General features: G+C 35.7%; 17 protein-coding genes. All 17 read left to right on the top strand.

Translation table 11 applies throughout. The features are described from left to right. Nucleotides 1-16: 16 nt before the first annotated feature. The 17 genes from AC5SR4_RS08225 to tsaB all read left to right on the top strand — a co-directional run bounded on the left by AC5SR4_RS08225 (nucleotide 17) and on the right by tsaB (nucleotide 15,681). Nucleotides 17-736 (top strand): energy transducer TonB, encoded by a 720-nt coding sequence (locus tag AC5SR4_RS08225; RefSeq protein WP_495359055.1) that lies wholly within the window; start codon nucleotides 17-19, stop codon nucleotides 734-736. 129 nt (nucleotides 737-865) lie between these two features. Next, nucleotides 866-1,654: an energy transducer TonB gene (locus tag AC5SR4_RS08230; protein WP_495359056.1), complete on the top strand. Its 789-nt coding sequence runs from the start codon at nucleotides 866-868 to the stop codon at nucleotides 1,652-1,654. Between the two features lie 125 nt (nucleotides 1,655-1,779). Beyond that, nucleotides 1,780-3,879, top strand: a complete 2,100-nt coding sequence (locus AC5SR4_RS08235) for a gliding motility protein RemB (RefSeq protein WP_495359057.1) — start codon at nucleotides 1,780-1,782, stop codon at nucleotides 3,877-3,879. A 105-nt stretch (nucleotides 3,880-3,984) separates the two neighbouring features. Next, on the top strand, nucleotides 3,985-4,878 hold the full coding sequence (gene cyoE / locus AC5SR4_RS08240) for a heme o synthase (RefSeq protein WP_495359058.1): 894 nt from the start codon (nucleotides 3,985-3,987) through the stop codon (nucleotides 4,876-4,878). A gap of 2 nt (nucleotides 4,879-4,880) precedes the next feature. Beyond that, nucleotides 4,881-5,462 (top strand): cytochrome c oxidase subunit 3, encoded by a 582-nt coding sequence (locus AC5SR4_RS08245; RefSeq protein ID WP_495359059.1) that lies wholly within the window; start codon nucleotides 4,881-4,883, stop codon nucleotides 5,460-5,462. 127 nt (nucleotides 5,463-5,589) lie between these two features. Continuing rightward, nucleotides 5,590-6,570, top strand: coding sequence for a cytochrome c oxidase subunit 3 (locus AC5SR4_RS08250; RefSeq protein WP_495359060.1), 981 nt, complete (start codon nucleotides 5,590-5,592; stop codon nucleotides 6,568-6,570). A 21-nt stretch (nucleotides 6,571-6,591) separates the two neighbouring features. Beyond that, nucleotides 6,592-6,972, top strand: coding sequence for a cytochrome C oxidase subunit IV family protein (locus AC5SR4_RS08255; protein ID WP_495359061.1), 381 nt, complete (start codon nucleotides 6,592-6,594; stop codon nucleotides 6,970-6,972). A gap of 90 nt (nucleotides 6,973-7,062) precedes the next feature. Then, a complete protein-coding gene (locus AC5SR4_RS08260; protein WP_495359062.1) occupies nucleotides 7,063-7,785 on the top strand; it encodes a hypothetical protein in 723 nt (240 codons plus the stop codon). Then, nucleotides 7,772-8,515: an SCO family protein gene (locus AC5SR4_RS08265; RefSeq protein WP_495359063.1), complete on the top strand. Its 744-nt coding sequence runs from the start codon at nucleotides 7,772-7,774 to the stop codon at nucleotides 8,513-8,515. Before AC5SR4_RS08260 ends, AC5SR4_RS08265 begins: the two co-directional genes overlap by 14 nt. Further along, nucleotides 8,508-9,041 (top strand): DUF420 domain-containing protein, encoded by a 534-nt coding sequence (locus AC5SR4_RS08270; RefSeq protein WP_495359064.1) that lies wholly within the window; start codon nucleotides 8,508-8,510, stop codon nucleotides 9,039-9,041. Before AC5SR4_RS08265 ends, AC5SR4_RS08270 begins: the two co-directional genes overlap by 8 nt. Continuing rightward, nucleotides 9,034-9,261: a hypothetical protein gene (locus AC5SR4_RS08275; RefSeq protein WP_495359065.1), complete on the top strand. Its 228-nt coding sequence runs from the start codon at nucleotides 9,034-9,036 to the stop codon at nucleotides 9,259-9,261. The genes AC5SR4_RS08270 and AC5SR4_RS08275 overlap by 8 nt, the downstream gene beginning before the upstream one ends. Nucleotides 9,262-9,361: 100 nt before the next feature. Beyond that, the gene (locus tag AC5SR4_RS08280; RefSeq protein WP_495359066.1) at nucleotides 9,362-10,063 is read left to right on the top strand and encodes an ABC transporter ATP-binding protein; all 702 of its coding nucleotides are present in this window, start codon (nucleotides 9,362-9,364) and stop codon (nucleotides 10,061-10,063) included. Next, complete coding sequence (locus AC5SR4_RS08285) at nucleotides 10,056-11,285, top strand: ABC transporter permease (RefSeq protein ID WP_495359067.1); 1,230 nt, start codon at nucleotides 10,056-10,058, stop codon at nucleotides 11,283-11,285. The genes AC5SR4_RS08280 and AC5SR4_RS08285 overlap by 8 nt, the downstream gene beginning before the upstream one ends. Before the next feature lie 2 nt (nucleotides 11,286-11,287). Further along, nucleotides 11,288-12,532 (top strand): ABC transporter permease, encoded by a 1,245-nt coding sequence (locus AC5SR4_RS08290; RefSeq protein WP_495359068.1) that lies wholly within the window; start codon nucleotides 11,288-11,290, stop codon nucleotides 12,530-12,532. A gap of 15 nt (nucleotides 12,533-12,547) precedes the next feature. Further along, entirely contained in the window at nucleotides 12,548-13,669 is a 1,122-nt protein-coding gene (locus AC5SR4_RS08295) for an efflux RND transporter periplasmic adaptor subunit (RefSeq protein WP_495359069.1), read from the top strand. After that, complete coding sequence (locus AC5SR4_RS08300; RefSeq protein ID WP_495359070.1) at nucleotides 13,644-15,002, top strand: TolC family protein; 1,359 nt, start codon at nucleotides 13,644-13,646, stop codon at nucleotides 15,000-15,002. The genes AC5SR4_RS08295 and AC5SR4_RS08300 overlap by 26 nt, the downstream gene beginning before the upstream one ends. Nucleotide 15,003: 1 nt before the next feature. Further along, nucleotides 15,004-15,681 (top strand): tRNA (adenosine(37)-N6)-threonylcarbamoyltransferase complex dimerization subunit type 1 TsaB, encoded by a 678-nt coding sequence (gene tsaB, locus AC5SR4_RS08305; RefSeq protein WP_495359071.1) that lies wholly within the window; start codon nucleotides 15,004-15,006, stop codon nucleotides 15,679-15,681.

Genomic DNA, 15,681 nt, shown 5'->3' on the forward strand with positions numbered 1-15,681 from the left:
GAAAAACGATTAAATTATGGAACCTAAAAAAAATCCTAAAGCTAATGTTGGACGTAACAGTTCACTTTATTTTGCAATAGGCTTAGCATTGATGTTATTTTTAACAAACTATGCAATCAATTACAAAACCTATGACAAGTCCGATATAGATATAGGACAGTTGAACCTTGACGAAGAATTAGAAGAAGAAATTCCAATTACAGAACAATTACAAACCCCACCACCGCCACCACCGCCACCAGCAGCTCCCGAAGTTATTGAGATTGTTGAGGACGAAGAGGAAGTGGAAGAAACCGTTATAGAGTCTACAGAGGTAAACCAAGAAACAGAGATTGTTGAAGTAGAACAAGTTGAGGTAGAAGAAGTAGAAGAAGATATTGAGGTGCCATTCGCTGTAATTGAAAATGTACCTGTTTTTCCAGGATGTGAAAAAGGAGACAACAATGCAAAGAAAGCTTGTATGTCCAAAAAAATATCTGAATTTGTTAATAGAAAGTTCAATACCGATTTAGCAAGTGATTTAGGATTATCTGGTAGACAGCGTATCAATGTAATCTTTAAGATAGACAAAACAGGTAACATTGTAGGGATTCGTGCAAGAGCACCACACCCAGGTTTAGAAAGAGAAGCTACCCGCGTTATTGGTTTACTTCCAAAAATGCAACCTGGTAAACAGCGTGGAAAGCCCGTAACTGTACCTTACTCATTACCAATCATTTTTCAAGTACAAGATTAATAAACTACAGGTCCTTTTAACATAGGAACTTATAATTATAAAATCCCGTTACACATGTGTAACGGGATTTCTTTTTTGGTATGCTTATTGTGATTTTATCATAATATTAACAATTTAACTTTAATTATTATGAGTGTTCCAAAGAAAACTCACGAACTCATTCGGCAAAATGAGCAAATCGTGAAGAAATCACAAAAGCATGATGCAAATTTACAAAAAAACTCAACCCTTTACTTCCAGGTTGGTTTAATAGTCTGTTTACTTGCTGCCTATGGGCTGTTGGAGATGAAATTTGAGACTAAAATCCCTGAGATTACAGATGTGCTCCCTCCAATTGAAGATTCCTTTAACGATGTCCCACGATTTAAACCAGAAACTAAAAAGGAGGAAAAACAGATTGAGAAAACAGTAACCAAACCAACTGAAGCTTTTGTAGAAGTGCCCAACGAAACCCCAGACATTTTTATTAAAGAAGCATATAAAGAAGCAACTGCAGAAGAAATGCCAGTTTTGAGTCCAGGAGATGTTATTCTAGAAGAGGAACCAGAGGAATCCGGTGATGTTATTTTTGATAAAATAGAGCAAGTCCCCATTTACCCAGGGTGTGAAAAAAAGAAAACCAATTTAGAAAGACGAAATTGCATGTCCGATAAAATCAATAAACTAATACAGAGAAAGTTTGATGTGTATTTAGGAAGTGGAATTGGATTATCAGGAAAACAAGTAATTTATACCCAGTTTAAAATAGACAAGACAGGACATGTTACCGATGTGAAAGTACGAGCTCCACATCCACAATTAGAAGTAGAAGCCAAACGCGTCATCAATTTTATACCTGAGATGATCCCCGGAAAGCAACGTGATAAGCATGTAGGGGTTATTTATTCTTTACCCATTGTTATTAAAACCTATAATTAATTTGTCATTATAAATTTTAAAACCCTATAGCCGTTATCTTTGTTAATTGATAACGGCTTTTTTAATGGATGCATTATCAAAAATATAGTATCTTTCAGCTCAAAATCAATTCTAAGTATATTTTCATGAAGCGATTCGTTGTATTACTTCTTTTTATTGTACAATATAACATCCATTCCCAAAGTAATTCATTTTATGAAAAGCCGCCTGTTTTTTCAAATTGTGATACCATAACTATTGATTCCTTACAGGCTTGTTTTAACCGTCATGTATTTGCACACATTCATGATAATTTTAAAGTACCCCAACAAGTTATAGATGATAAATATAAAGGACAAATGGTTGTTCTTTTTGAAGTAGATACAACAGGGCAATTTAAAGTGGTTTATGTAGATGCCATGTACGAGGCATTGAAAACCGAAGTCAAGCGCGTATTTACTACATTCCCAAAAGTAACGCCCGCAACTTACAACGGACGAAAAACATACAAGCAGTATTCTTTACCCATTAAAATACCATTGGAAGATCCTACAAAGGCAAACCAAAGCATACCAAGACCCAACCAAATTACTGCACTGGAACAGCAAGCAAAAACAGAATACGATAGTATAAATGCTAGTATACAGGATTATCAGGATAGCGCTTATACAAGTCAGTTAAACATTCCGTTTACGCACAGCGATTACTCTAAATTCGATAGGCAAATGAATGTGGTTGGTACCAATAGCCATACCGCATCCAAACCGTATATATATAATGAGGTTTCTAAGTATTACGACTTTAAGGCGGCAAAAGAAAAACTGTTAAAAGAAACCCATACTTGGGCAGGACAAAAACTATGGAATGATCATTTAGTGGCCATTCAAGGTAAAGGTTATTGGTTTACTATTGACCCTGTTTTCGACTTAGAGGTTGGTAAAGATACGGATGCCGATTTTAGCACAACCTACAACAACACCCGTGGGTTTTTAGTGCAAGGAGGCCTAGGTAATAAGTTGAATTTCTATACGGCAGTTTTTGAGAGCCAGGGACGTTTTGCACAATACATTAACCAATACGCCGAAAGCTTAAAAGCTTTTGGGCCCGACCCTGCTATCATTCCCGGTAGGGGTATAGCAAAACGCTTTAAAACAGATTCTTATGATTATCCAGTGGCGGAAGCTTATTTGTCTTATACTCCCGTATCGTTTCTCAATATACAGTTTGGGCATGCCAAGAACTTTATAGGCGATGGTTACCGCTCCTTATTGTTAAGTGATGTGGCGAGTCCGCATCCTTTCTTAAAGCTAAACACTAAGTTTTGGAAAATAAAATATACCAACACCTGGATGTGGCTGCGTGATGTACGACCAGAAGTTACAGAAGACGGAGCCTTTTTAACCAAATACATGGCCAACCATTATTTAAGTTGGAATGTGTCTAAGCGTTTTAATTTGGGCTTGTTCGAGTCGGTTATTTGGACCAACGCCAATGATAGGGGTTTTGATGTAAATTACTTAAACCCTATTATATTTTATCGAGCCATAGAGTTTGAAACAGGACAGGATGCTGGTAATGCTATTTTAGGGGCTACGGCTAAATACAAATGGAATGACCATGTATACACATATGGACAATTTATTTTAGATGAGTTTGCTTTAAGTGACGTAAAAGCGGGCAATAAAAGTTGGAGAAATAAATTTGGCTATCAACTGGGAGTTAAATATTTCAATGCCTTTAAGGTAGATAACCTTATGTTGCAGTTTGAATACAATAGAGTACGACCCTATACCTATTCTCATAATACCATAGCTACCAATTATGGGCATAACAACCAGTCTATGGCACATTTATGGGGGGCTAATTTTAGTGAGGCCATTGTTATAGGGCGTTATCACTTAAACAGATGGTTTGCCAATGCCAAGTTTGTTTTTGGTGTGCGTGGCTTCGATTTTAATGATGGCACCGATGCTTTTAGTTATGGAGCAGACATTTATAGAAATTATAACGATCGTCCGTTCGATGAAGGTGTTAAGATAGGGCAGGGCATTAAAACAAAGACATTTAATGGAAACCTACAGTTTGGGTATTTAGTAAATCCGGCATCCAACTTAAAGCTGTTTGCCGATATTACCTTTAGGGATTTTAATCCCAATACCGAAACAGTAACCACATTTAAAAACAGTACCGTTTGGTTTAACTTTGGGATACGTACCGACCTGTTTAATTGGTATTTCGATTTTTAATAGGATATTCCACGGTGTTTTATTTGTATAAAAAAGCATTGCTCAAAATGGTTTTATAAAGTATCTTTGCACTCGCAATACAAAAGCTAGTAAGTACATAATATATTGGGCAACTCAAAAACTTCATTAACAGCACCTTCTGTTATTTCAGATTTTAAAGAAATCACAAAAATGCGCCTAGCCTTGAGCGTGGTATTTTCATCATTGGCGGGTTATCTTCTGGGAGTTGATGTAGTTGATTTTAAAACGCTTGTTTTGTTGGCTCTAGGTGGGTACTTTATGGTTGGAGCTTCCAACGCATTTAATCAGATTATAGAAAAGGATTTAGACGCGTTAATGAACCGTACCAAGAACCGCCCCATTCCGGCAGGACGTATGTCTGTTACAACCGCATTCATCATTGCATCTGTTTTTACTTTGTTGGGGGTCATTATTTTGTATACCATAAACAAACAGACAGCCATGTTTGGAGCTATATCCATTTTTCTGTATACATGTGTTTACACACCGCTAAAGACCAAAACACCATTGGCCGTTTTTGTGGGTGCTATTCCTGGGGCTATTCCCTTTATGTTGGGATGGGTGGCTGCTACAGACGATTTTGGTATTGAGCCGGGTACCTTGTTTGCATTGCAGTTTTTTTGGCAGTTTCCCCATTTTTGGGCCATTGGCTGGTTTCTGTTTGAAGATTATAAAAAAGGCGGATTTTATATGTTGCCAACAGGGAAACAAGATCGAGGTACAGCTGTGCAGACCATTATGTATACCATTTGGACCATATTGGTTTCCATCATTCCCGTTTTTGGGTTTACAGGAGCTCTAAAACTGTCTGTCCTTGCTGCCATTATTGTATTTATATTAGGTTTGGGCATGTTGCACTATGCTGTGCAACTGTTTAAAAAAATGACTGAAAAAGCAGCTAAACAGCTTATGTTAATAAGTGTAACATATATTACATTGGTGCAAATCGTTTATGTGATAGATAAATTTATAAGATAACCATGGATTTAACTCAAGGAACTCCAGAAGAAAAACACAACCGAGCAAAGAAAATGATGCTCTGGTTTGGTATTATTTCACTCATCATGTCGTTTGCAGGCTGGACCAGCGCTTTCGTGGTTAGTAGTTCTAGGCCAGATTGGTTAAAGGACTTCCAATTGCCAGAGGCCTTTTTAATCAGTACAGTGGTCATCATAATAAGTAGTGCCACGCTTTTGTTGGCAAAAAATGCTTTAAAGACAGGTAAAAGGCAAGGCGCATCACTATGGTTATTTGTAACCTTGGCCCTGGGGGTGGTATTTATTTTCAATCAATTTTCTGGGTTTCAGCAAATCATAGATTTAGGGTATAATTTTACGGGTCCTACCAGTAATGTAACGATGTCTTATATTTATTTAATAGCCATGGTGCACATTTTACACGTTGTAGTGGGGCTTATTTGTTTGTTGGTGGTAATCTATAAGCATTTCAAACAAAAATACAATGCCACCAATATGCTGGGATTTGAGTTGGCAGCAACCTTTTGGCACTTTGTAGATATACTGTGGGTATATCTCTTTTTGTTTTTATATTTTATCAGGTGATTTTTAAGGTCTTATGTACCATCCCCATAAGACTTTTATTTAGAGTGTATATAATTTAGTAAGGGATGTTTCATTACATGAATAAAATGATTATTTTTGTGCAACTTTTTATAAACAACCAACATATATGAGTACTACAGTTGTAACTACTGGAACAGAAGGTAAAGCTTGGGGAGGGGGTAGCCAACCGCTTAAGGCAAGTTATGGTAAAATGATGATGTGGTTTTTCATCGTTTCAGATGCGTTAACGTTTTCTGGGTTTTTAGCAGCCTACGGATTTTCAAGATTTAAATTTATTGATGCATGGCCCATAGCCGATGAGGTATTTACACACGTACCCTTTTTACATGGGCAAGAGTTACCCATGATCTATGTGGCGTTTATGACGTTTATCCTTATCATGTCATCTGTAACCATGGTGTTGGCAGTAGATGCTGGGCATCATTTAAACAAGTCAAAAGTAACCCTATACATGTTCTTAACCATCATAGGAGGGTTAATATTCGTTGGTTCCCAAGCATGGGAATGGGCAACATTTATAAAAGGCGATTACGGCGCTGTACAAACTAAAGGGGGTAACATACTACAGTTTGTTGATACCGAAGGGCATCGTGTTGCATTGCGTGATTTTGCCGTTGCCGAACCGCATGAACGTGTGCGCCAAGAGCGTAAAAGTGGTATTTGGTTTATGAGTGAAGGTACACTACCAACTTATACAGTTCAAGAAGTTGTAAACGGTTTAGAAGCCAATGAAGATATTTTAGTAAGAACACAGTTGCTTACAGAGCACGGTCATAAAACAGTGTTGTCAAGAGAAGAATCCTTAAAGCAATTAAAGGAAAATGGTAAATTGGTTGTAGAAGGCGCCAACTTGCACGTAAACGAATATGGTTCGCCATTGTTTGCAGACTTCTTTTTCTTCATCACCGGATTCCACGGGTTCCACGTATTTTCAGGAGTTATTATCAATATCATTATTTTCTTTAATGTGGTATTGGGCACCTATGAGAGACGTAAAAGTTACGAAATGGTAGAGAAAGTTGGATTATATTGGCACTTTGTAGATTTAGTTTGGGTATTTGTATTCACATTCTTCTACTTGGTATAATTGAAAAAATAGCGTTTTAAAATGGCACACGAACATAAATTAGAAATATTTAGAGGATTACTTAAATTTAAGTCCAACACACAAAAAATCTGGGGCGTTTTAGTCTTCTTGACTATAGTAACTGCTGTTGAAGTTGTATTAGGTATTTATAAACCAGAAACTTTAATGGGTAAAGTATTGGGTATGAAAGCGCTTAATTGGATTTTCATTGCATTAACCCTTGTAAAAGCCTATTATATTACTTGGGACTTCATGCACATGCGCGACGAAACCAGAGCTTTAAGACGTATGGTTGTATGGACAGCCATCTTTTTAATTATATATTTAATATTTATCTTATTGCAAGAGGGCGGTTATGTGTTCAATGTATATGATGAAGGTTATATTAAAAGAGATTTTTAAGAATTATAATTTAGTTAAATAGACATATTAAGGCGGTTTTTAAATCGCCTTTTTTTATTTTTGCACTTACAATAGAAAGCAACGGATTTAATGAATTATAAAAAGCTTAGTCGGTATTTGGTGTTGGGAATTTTGTTCTTTCTGCCAGTAACATTTCTATTGTTTTTATATCCTGCAACACACCACTATACACCACTGGATATTGTAGATGAATCGGTCTTGGAATTGGAGGGTTTTAACTCCAATTCAGAAAAACCAGTGCTTTTAAAAGACCACATTACTGTTCTGGGGTTTTTAGGGCATAACCCAATGGAGAACCTTATTGCGGCATCAAATCTTAAAGAGCTGGTTTACGATAAGTTTAAGGGTTTTAAAACCTTTCAAATTGTAATTTTAGTGCCCGATGGCACACAAGAGGCCGTAGAAACACTTAAAAAAGAAATAAGCTCATACGAAGATATTAGATTTTGGCATTTCGTTTATGGAACGCCAGGTCAAATTCAAAACGTTTACAGCAGTTTGCAATGTAATGCAGCTATTAACCAAGATTTATCAACAAATAGTATTTTTATAATTGATAAGGATTTGTACCAAAGAGGGCGTTTAGACGATAGGACCGATAAAGAAATAGAAAAGAACAAACCCAGCTATAGGCTTTATGCTTATAACTGTATAGAAGTGGCCGAAATAAAAAACAAAATGAGTGACGACTTACGTATTTTGTTTACAGAGTACCGCCAAAAACGAAAAGGAGAGTTTGATTCGTCCACCAGAAGAGCAAACAATTTAAATAGCAGTCATGAAGAAAACTAATTATTCATATATAGGTATTGCCTTTGTTATTTTAGTATTTGGCATTATTTTCATTCCTGAAATTATAGATAGGATTTCCAATAACGATGTGGTTAGGGAAGAAAGTAGAAGTGATTATGCGAACACTAAAACCCCATCTGGAAAAGCATTGGCATTTATAGAAATTAATAACGAACCCAAAAAAGTACCGGCATTTTCTTTTACCAATCAAAACGGTAAAACAATAACCAATAAAGATTATGAAGGTAAAGTATATGTTATCGAGTTCTTTTTTACAAGCTGTCCTACCATTTGTCCTAGAATGAACGCTAATCTTATTCAAATTCAAAATGCCTTTAAAGGAGAGTCCAATTTTGGTATAGCTTCCTTTACTATAAACCCAGAATACGATACCCCAGAAATCCTTAAAGCCTATGCAGACCAATATGGTGTAACCAATCCAAATTGGCATTTTATGACAGGCGACAAGGAAACCATTTATAAGTTGTCCAATGAAGGATTTAATTTGTACACAGCACAAGAAGCATCAGCGGCAGGGGGATTTGAACATTCAGGAAACTTTGCATTAATAGATAAAAATGGTTTTATTCGTTCTAGAAAAGATACTTATGGAAACCCAATTATTTATTACAAAGGGATTGTTTCAGAATTTGAAAAAGTAGACGACGATGGGACCCCTGAAGAAATAAGCGCGCTAAAAGAAGATATTAAAATATTACTAAATGAATAATACAAAAGAGGTTTTAGATGATAAAAAGTACAACAAGCTCATCGTTGTATTATCTGTTGCAATACCCGTAGTGGTTGCCATATTGTTTGGGGTAAAAGTAGATGTTACCCTGCCTGTATTTTTACCACCTATTTATGCGACTATCAATGCCATAACAGCTTTGGTGTTGGTATTAGCATTTATAGCTATCCAAAATAAAAAAATAAAATTGCATGAACGGCTCATGACTTTTGCTATTGTTTTATCCGTTATGTTTTTATTAATGTATGTAGCTTACCACATGACGAGCGATTCTACTAAGTTTGGAGAAGAGGGCCTTGTTAAGTATGTTTATTATTTTGTTTTGGTAACGCACATCCTTATGTCTATTATTATTATTCCGTTTGTGCTTATTACTTATGTACGGGCCATAACCAATAACATAGTTAAGCATAAAAAAATTGCCAAAATCACATTTCCCCTATGGTTGTATGTTACCATTTCGGGTGTTGTGGTTTATATCATGATAGCTCCTTATTATGCTTAAAAAGAAGCCTAACATATATGGTTTGGTTTTTATGGGGCTCTTCTTTTTAGAAACCAACGCACAATGTGCTATGTGTCGCGCTGTGTTGGAGAGTGAAGAAGGCCAAAATGCAGCCCAGGGCATAAATGATGGTATTGTATATTTAATGGCCATACCTTATATATTAATTGCAGGTATAGCCTATTTTATTTATAGGAAGTTTTATAAAGCAGGCATCTAGTTAAAATAATAATAAAATTTTTTTTTAACACTGTTTGTAACTTTTCTTTGTCTTTAAAGTCTAATGTGAAAAGCTTTACAGAATCCATAACCTATCAATAATGCTGGAAATTCATCAATTACATAAATCATATCCTATAGGGGATTCTAGTTTACACGTATTAAAAGGAATCAATCTTAAAGTTCAAGATGGCGAAATGGTTGCCATTATGGGATCCTCAGGTTCAGGAAAATCTACACTACTTAATATTATAGGCATGCTGGATGAGGCCGATTCGGGCGAGTATATATTGGATGGTCTGCAAATTAAAAATCTTACCGAAAAGAAAGCTGCCGTTTACAGAAACAAGTTTTTAGGATTTATCTTCCAATCGTTTAATTTGATTAATTACAAGACAGCTCTCGAAAATGTGGCACTTCCATTGTATTATCAAGGAATGAAACGTAAAGCACGTCAAGAATTAGCGATGTTCCATTTACAAAAAGTAGGATTAGCTGATTGGTCACACCATTTACCCAAAGAACTCTCAGGTGGGCAAAAACAGCGTGTAGCCATTGCCAGGGCGTTAGCTGCGAATCCAAAACTGCTTTTAGCAGACGAGCCTACTGGAGCACTCGATACAACAACATCATATGAAATCATGGCATTTATTCAACAGTTAAATGATGAAGGTAAAACGATATTAATGGTAACCCATGAAGAAGATATTGCCAATATGTGCAAGCGTATAGTTAGGTTGCGCGATGGTGTTATTATGGAAGATAAAAACATAAAACAAGTAAGAGCCCAACAGCATGTTTGATTTAGACCTTTGGCGTGAAATATTTCAAAGTATCAATAAAAATAGAACCAGAAGTTTACTATCTGGTTTTACAGTAGCATTTGCTATTTTATTGTTTGCGATTCTTTTTGGTATTGCTAATGGACTAAAAAACACTTTCAAAGAAGCATTTGGGACCGATGCTAATAATTCCATTGTTATTTTTCCAGGAAGAACAAGCATGGCCCATAAAGGACTCCAGATAGGACGGAAAATCCAGTTTAAAAATGAAGACAGAGAATTTATATTGGACGAATTTGGAGAAGACGTTCAATATATTACATCTAAGGTCAATAAAAATGTAAATGCTTCTTTTAAAGGCGAGAAGAATACGTATGAACTTAGGGGGGTTTATCCAGAATATATGTTTATAGAAAATAACATAATAAAAAATGGACGCTATTTAAACCAAAATGATTTAGATAATAGGGCAAAAGTGGTTGTAATTGGTAAAGTTGTTGAAGATGATTTGTTTTTTAAAGAGAATGCCATTGGAAAATACATTAACCTTAACGGTATACAATACAAGATTGTAGGGGTTTTTACAGATGATGAAGGTGATAATGAAGAAAGTGTTATTTACATGCCCATAACTACAACACAATTTATTTATGGTAATAACGATTTTATAGATTTACTACATCTAACCTACAATCCAGAGATGAATTCAAATGAAGCACTATCCTTTGGGAATTCTATTTTAGACAAGTTAAAAGAGCGGTTTTCAGTAGCAAATGCAGATCAAAGGGCCATAAGAATGTTCAACATGGCGCAAGGCACAAAACAAGTTGATATTATGACTACTAGTTTAACCGCCATCATTTTAATAATAGGTTTTGGAACCCTCATTGCTGGTATAGTGGGTATAAGTAACATCATGATTTTTATTGTAAAGGAGCGAACTAAAGAAATAGGTATAAGAAAAGCGCTTGGCGCATCACCAAGATCTATTGTGTCTATCATTTTAATTGAGTCCATCATTATTACCGCTATAGCAGGGTATGTAGGGTTATTAATGGGTGTAGCTGTTTTGGAATGGGTAGGGCCAAGTTTAGAGACATACTTTATAAAAGATCCTGGAGTGAGTAACAGTTTAGTGGTAGGAGCAACCATTACATTAATTATAGCAGGTACTATAGCAGGGTATTTACCTGCAAAAAAAGCCTCCCAAATTAAACCCATCGTAGCTTTAAGAGACGATTAATTATGTTTAGATTTTTATTTGATAGAGATACATGGCAGGAAGTTTTAGATAGCTTAAGTAAAAATAAACTTAGGTCTATTCTAACTATGGTTGGTGTTTGGTGGGGTATCCTGTTACTTATTGGACTATTGGGATCTGCACGCGGATTGGAAAATGCCTTTAATAGATTATTTGGAGATTATGCTACAAATAGTGTTTTTATTTGGGGGCAAAGTACTAGTATGCCATTTAAGGGGTTTCAAGAAGGCAAGCGCGTACAGTTATCATTGTCCGATGCCAAAAAGGTTGAAGAAAATGTTGAAGGTATTGAGTTTGTATTGCCCAGAAGCCAGCAAACCGTAGCTATAACCAAAAACTTTTTAACAGGAAGCTTTCAAATGGCGGGCGATTACCCATTGTTAGACCAGTTACAGAAAAAGAAGTTAATATATGGGCGGTTTATCAATCAAAATGATATAGATGAAAGAAAAAAGGTAGTCGTTATTTCAGAAGATGCATATAAGCAATTATTTAAAAAAGATGCTGAAGCCATAGGACAATATATAGAAGTTAATGATATTAATTTTAAAGTTGTAGGGGTTTTTGAGGTTGGTAATATTAATATGGGACCAACAACGGATGCTCATATTCCCTTTACTACATTTCAGCAAATTTACAATAGAGGTGATAAAATAGGCTGGATGATGATTACGGGGAAACCAGAATTCAATATAAAACAGATAGAACAGGATACTAAGCTGTTGCTTAAAAATCTAAATGATGTTCACCCAGAAGATAAACGAGCCTTTGGTAGTTTTAACTTAGGGAAAGAGTTTTCTAAAATGACAGGTTTTTTAGTGGGTATGCAGTTTTTAACTTGGTTTGTAGGTATTGCAACCCTGATAGCAGGCGTGTTTGCTATAGGCAACATATTATTGATTACGGTTAAAGAGCGTACTAAGGAAATTGGATTGCGACGTGCATTAGGTGCCACACCGTTTGAAATAAAAAGACAGATAGTAGTAGAAGCTGTGTTTTTAACCTTATTGGCTGGAATTATAGGAATTATATCCGGGGGATGGATCCTAATTGCCTTAGACCACTTTTTTGGGCAAGGAGACCAAGCAGCTATTGTAAACGCATCTGTGTCTATTACAGTGGTGTTTATTGCCTTGGTTATATTGGTGGTTTTAGGAACACTAATAGGACTTATTCCAGCATTTAAGGCAACCAGCGTTAAACCCATAGAAGCATTAAGAGAAGAATAAACAATCAAAAAAAAAATGAATAAAACAGTAAAAATTATCTTGTTATTAATAGGAATAATACTATTGATGTTTGTGTTAAAATATTTTAAAGATGCCAATTCAAAGGCTATAGAAGAATTCAAGTTGGAAGAGCCTTTTTATACATCTATAAACACTAAAGCCGTTGCAACAGGGAAATTAAATCCCGAAGAGGAAATAGAATTAAAACCCCAAATTTCGGGGATTGTAGACCAAATTTTTGTAGAAGAAGGCGATTTGGTTAAAAAAGGCGACCTTATTGCAAAAATAAGAGTGGTTCCTAACGAGCAAAGTTTGGCAAGCGCTAGTAGCCGTATTAAAACAGCGCAGTTGTCATATAACAATGCGCAGACCTTGTTTAATAGAAACAAGGCTTTGTTTGAAAAAGGGGTTATTTCGAAACAGGATTTTGAAAACAGCGAGTTATCTTTCAACCAGGCTAAAGAGTCATTGTTGCAAGCACAAAACGATTATCAAATTATAAAACAAGGTTCTATTTCTGGTGGCAGTGCTGCCAACACCCACATTATAGCACAAATTTCTGGAACCATTTTAGAAATTCCTGTTAGAGAGGGCGATCAAGTTATAGAAAGCAATAATTTTAACGAGGGAACTACTATTGCAACTATTGCCGATATGAGTGTAATGATTTTTGAAGGTAAAGTAGACGAATCCGAAGTAGGAAAAATAAATGAGGGTAAAGAAATTAAGGTTATTTTAGGTGCTATCAACGATAAAGAGTTTCCTGCGGTACTAACTTTTGTAGCTCCTAAAGGCATTGAAGAAAATGGTGCCGTGCAGTTTACCATTAAAGCCGATGTAAAAGTTGAATCTACTAAAAACATTAGGGCAGGTTATAGTGCCAATGCCGAAATAGATATTGAAAGTAAAGACAGTGTATTGGCCATTAGGGAAGCTTTATTACAATACAATAGAATTTCCGAGAAACCTTTTGTAGAAATATTAGATGGCGAGAATAAATATAGAAAGGAAAATGTAGTGTTAGGGTTATCTGATGGGATTAATGTTGAAATAATAGAAGGTGTAAAATTAGGTGATAAAATTAAAGTTTGGAATAAAGCCTCAAAAGATAATGAAGATGAGAATAACCGTGATTAATTTAAAAGAACAACAGCTTAAATATGGTTTAACAGTATTCGTGTTCTTTATGTTAGCAACAGTTTTTGCACAACAAGAACCATGGACGCTGCAAGCCTGTGTAACACATGCCCTAGAAAATAATATTACCGTAAAAAAAGGCGAAAATACCTTGTTGCTCAACGAGCAGGACATCATTGCCTCAAAAGGCAACTTTTTACCGTCGTTAAGGGCAAATGTTTCACAATCATTAAGCTTAGGACAGTCTGAAGTATTTGCTGGTAATTTTGTAGATAGAACATTCCATTCAACAAATGCTAGTATTAATGTGTCCCAAACAATATTTGATGGTTTTAAAAACACCTATTTGTACAAGCAATCTCAACTTAATTTGGAGACTAGTGCTTTAGAATTGCAACGTATTAAAGATGATATCTCCCTAAATGTAGTGAATGCCTATTTAAATGTACTATTTAATAAAGAGAACTTAGAAACGGCTAAAGCACAGTATGAGTTTAGCCAAAAGCAATTGGATCAGGTAAAGACTTTGGTAGATGCCGGTGTACAACCTAGAGCCAATATTTATGATACAGAGGCTACCTTGAGCAGCGATGCCCAAAGCGTGACTTTGGCCGAAAATAATGTTAACCTGGCATTGCTCAATCTATCACAATTATTACAAGTACCTTACCAAGGCTTTGATGTTGAGACCATAGAAATGGATAGCCCTTCAGAAGCCTTGCTGTACACTAACGTAACACCAGTTCTGGATTTTGCCTTAAATAATAGAAACGAGATTAAAGTAGCAGAAAAAAATATTGAAAATGCCGAGATAAGTACCGAAATAGCTAAAGGCGGTTATCTACCAACCGTATCTTTAGGCTATGGGTTTAATTCTGGAGCTAATTTTTCAAACCTAACCAACTCCAGTTCCTTTTTTCAGCAAATTAACGAAAACAAGGGGCATAGTTTTAGTCTGAATGTTAGTATCCCCATTTTTTCCAGGTTTCAAAATAAAACAGCGGTTGCTAAATCTTTAATCCAAGAGGAAAACAGGAAATTGGATTTACAACAAGCAAAGTTAGATTTAGAATCCAATATTCAGCGAGCATTTACCGATGCCCAGGCCGCATTTAAAGCTTTTGAAGCCGCCAAAAAGTCTTTAACAGCCCAAGAACTGTCATTTAATAATTCCAAGGAGCGCTTTAATATAGGAAGTATGACTGCTTTTGAATTGGAACAAGCGCGCATACGTTATGTAAATGCCCAGTCATCTTTAATAAATGCTAAATATGATTTTGTTTTTAAGACAAAAGTTTTAGATTTTTACATGGGAAAATCATTAACAGATTAAATTGGCTTTAATACTTAATATAGAAACGGCTACCACAAACTGCTCTGTGGCACTTTCAAAGGATGGGGAAACCATCTTTTTAAAAGAAGATAACAACAAAAACTATTCGCATGCCGAAAGTTTACATGTATTTATAGATTCCGTTTTAAAAGAAGCAGGAGTAGCACCAAAAGATTTAGATGCTATTGCCATAAGTAAGGGCCCCGGTTCTTATACAGGTTTACGTATTGGAGTTTCAGCAGCCAAAGGTCTTTGCTTTGCCCTAGATAAACCATTAATAGCTGTTTCTACGCTAAAAGCATTAGCTTGTCAAGTTAAGGGAATCGAAGGGGTTATTGTGCCTATGTTGGATGCCAGACGTATGGAAGTCTATTCAGCCGTTTTTGATTCTAATTATAAAGAAGTTAGAGCTATAGAAGCCCAAGTTTTAGATGCCCAGGCCTTTAAAACATTTTTAAACAAGGGCAAGGTTTATTTTGTTGGGAATGGTGTAGACAAAACAAAGGCCTTAATTAACCACCCCAATGCTGTATTTATAGAAAATAAGTTTCCCTCAGCTAATGAGATGGGAGCTTTGGCATATGAAAAATATAAAATAAGCGACACCGAAGATGTCGCCTATTTTGAACCCTATTATTTAAAGGATTTTATAGCGCTAAAATCTAAAAAGCCTTTTTAA

Source organism: Aestuariibaculum scopimerae (assembly GCF_059428085.1).

Coding starts and splice junctions, on each gene's coding strand:
- AC5SR4_RS08225 (WP_495359055.1), top strand. CDS start 17: ATGGAACCTAAAAAAAATCCTAAAGCTAATGTTGGACGTAACAGTTCA.
- AC5SR4_RS08230 (WP_495359056.1), top strand. CDS start 866: ATGAGTGTTCCAAAGAAAACTCACGAACTCATTCGGCAAAATGAGCAA.
- AC5SR4_RS08235 (WP_495359057.1), top strand. CDS start 1,780: ATGAAGCGATTCGTTGTATTACTTCTTTTTATTGTACAATATAACATC.
- AC5SR4_RS08245 (WP_495359059.1), top strand. CDS start 4,881: ATGGATTTAACTCAAGGAACTCCAGAAGAAAAACACAACCGAGCAAAG.
- AC5SR4_RS08250 (WP_495359060.1), top strand. CDS start 5,590: ATGAGTACTACAGTTGTAACTACTGGAACAGAAGGTAAAGCTTGGGGA.
- AC5SR4_RS08255 (WP_495359061.1), top strand. CDS start 6,592: ATGGCACACGAACATAAATTAGAAATATTTAGAGGATTACTTAAATTT.
- AC5SR4_RS08260 (WP_495359062.1), top strand. CDS start 7,063: ATGAATTATAAAAAGCTTAGTCGGTATTTGGTGTTGGGAATTTTGTTC.
- AC5SR4_RS08265 (WP_495359063.1), top strand. CDS start 7,772: ATGAAGAAAACTAATTATTCATATATAGGTATTGCCTTTGTTATTTTA.
- AC5SR4_RS08270 (WP_495359064.1), top strand. CDS start 8,508: ATGAATAATACAAAAGAGGTTTTAGATGATAAAAAGTACAACAAGCTC.
- AC5SR4_RS08275 (WP_495359065.1), top strand. CDS start 9,034: ATGCTTAAAAAGAAGCCTAACATATATGGTTTGGTTTTTATGGGGCTC.
- AC5SR4_RS08280 (WP_495359066.1), top strand. CDS start 9,362: ATGCTGGAAATTCATCAATTACATAAATCATATCCTATAGGGGATTCT.
- AC5SR4_RS08285 (WP_495359067.1), top strand. CDS start 10,056: ATGTTTGATTTAGACCTTTGGCGTGAAATATTTCAAAGTATCAATAAA.
- AC5SR4_RS08290 (WP_495359068.1), top strand. CDS start 11,288: ATGTTTAGATTTTTATTTGATAGAGATACATGGCAGGAAGTTTTAGAT.
- AC5SR4_RS08295 (WP_495359069.1), top strand. CDS start 12,548: ATGAATAAAACAGTAAAAATTATCTTGTTATTAATAGGAATAATACTA.
- AC5SR4_RS08300 (WP_495359070.1), top strand. CDS start 13,644: ATGAAGATGAGAATAACCGTGATTAATTTAAAAGAACAACAGCTTAAA.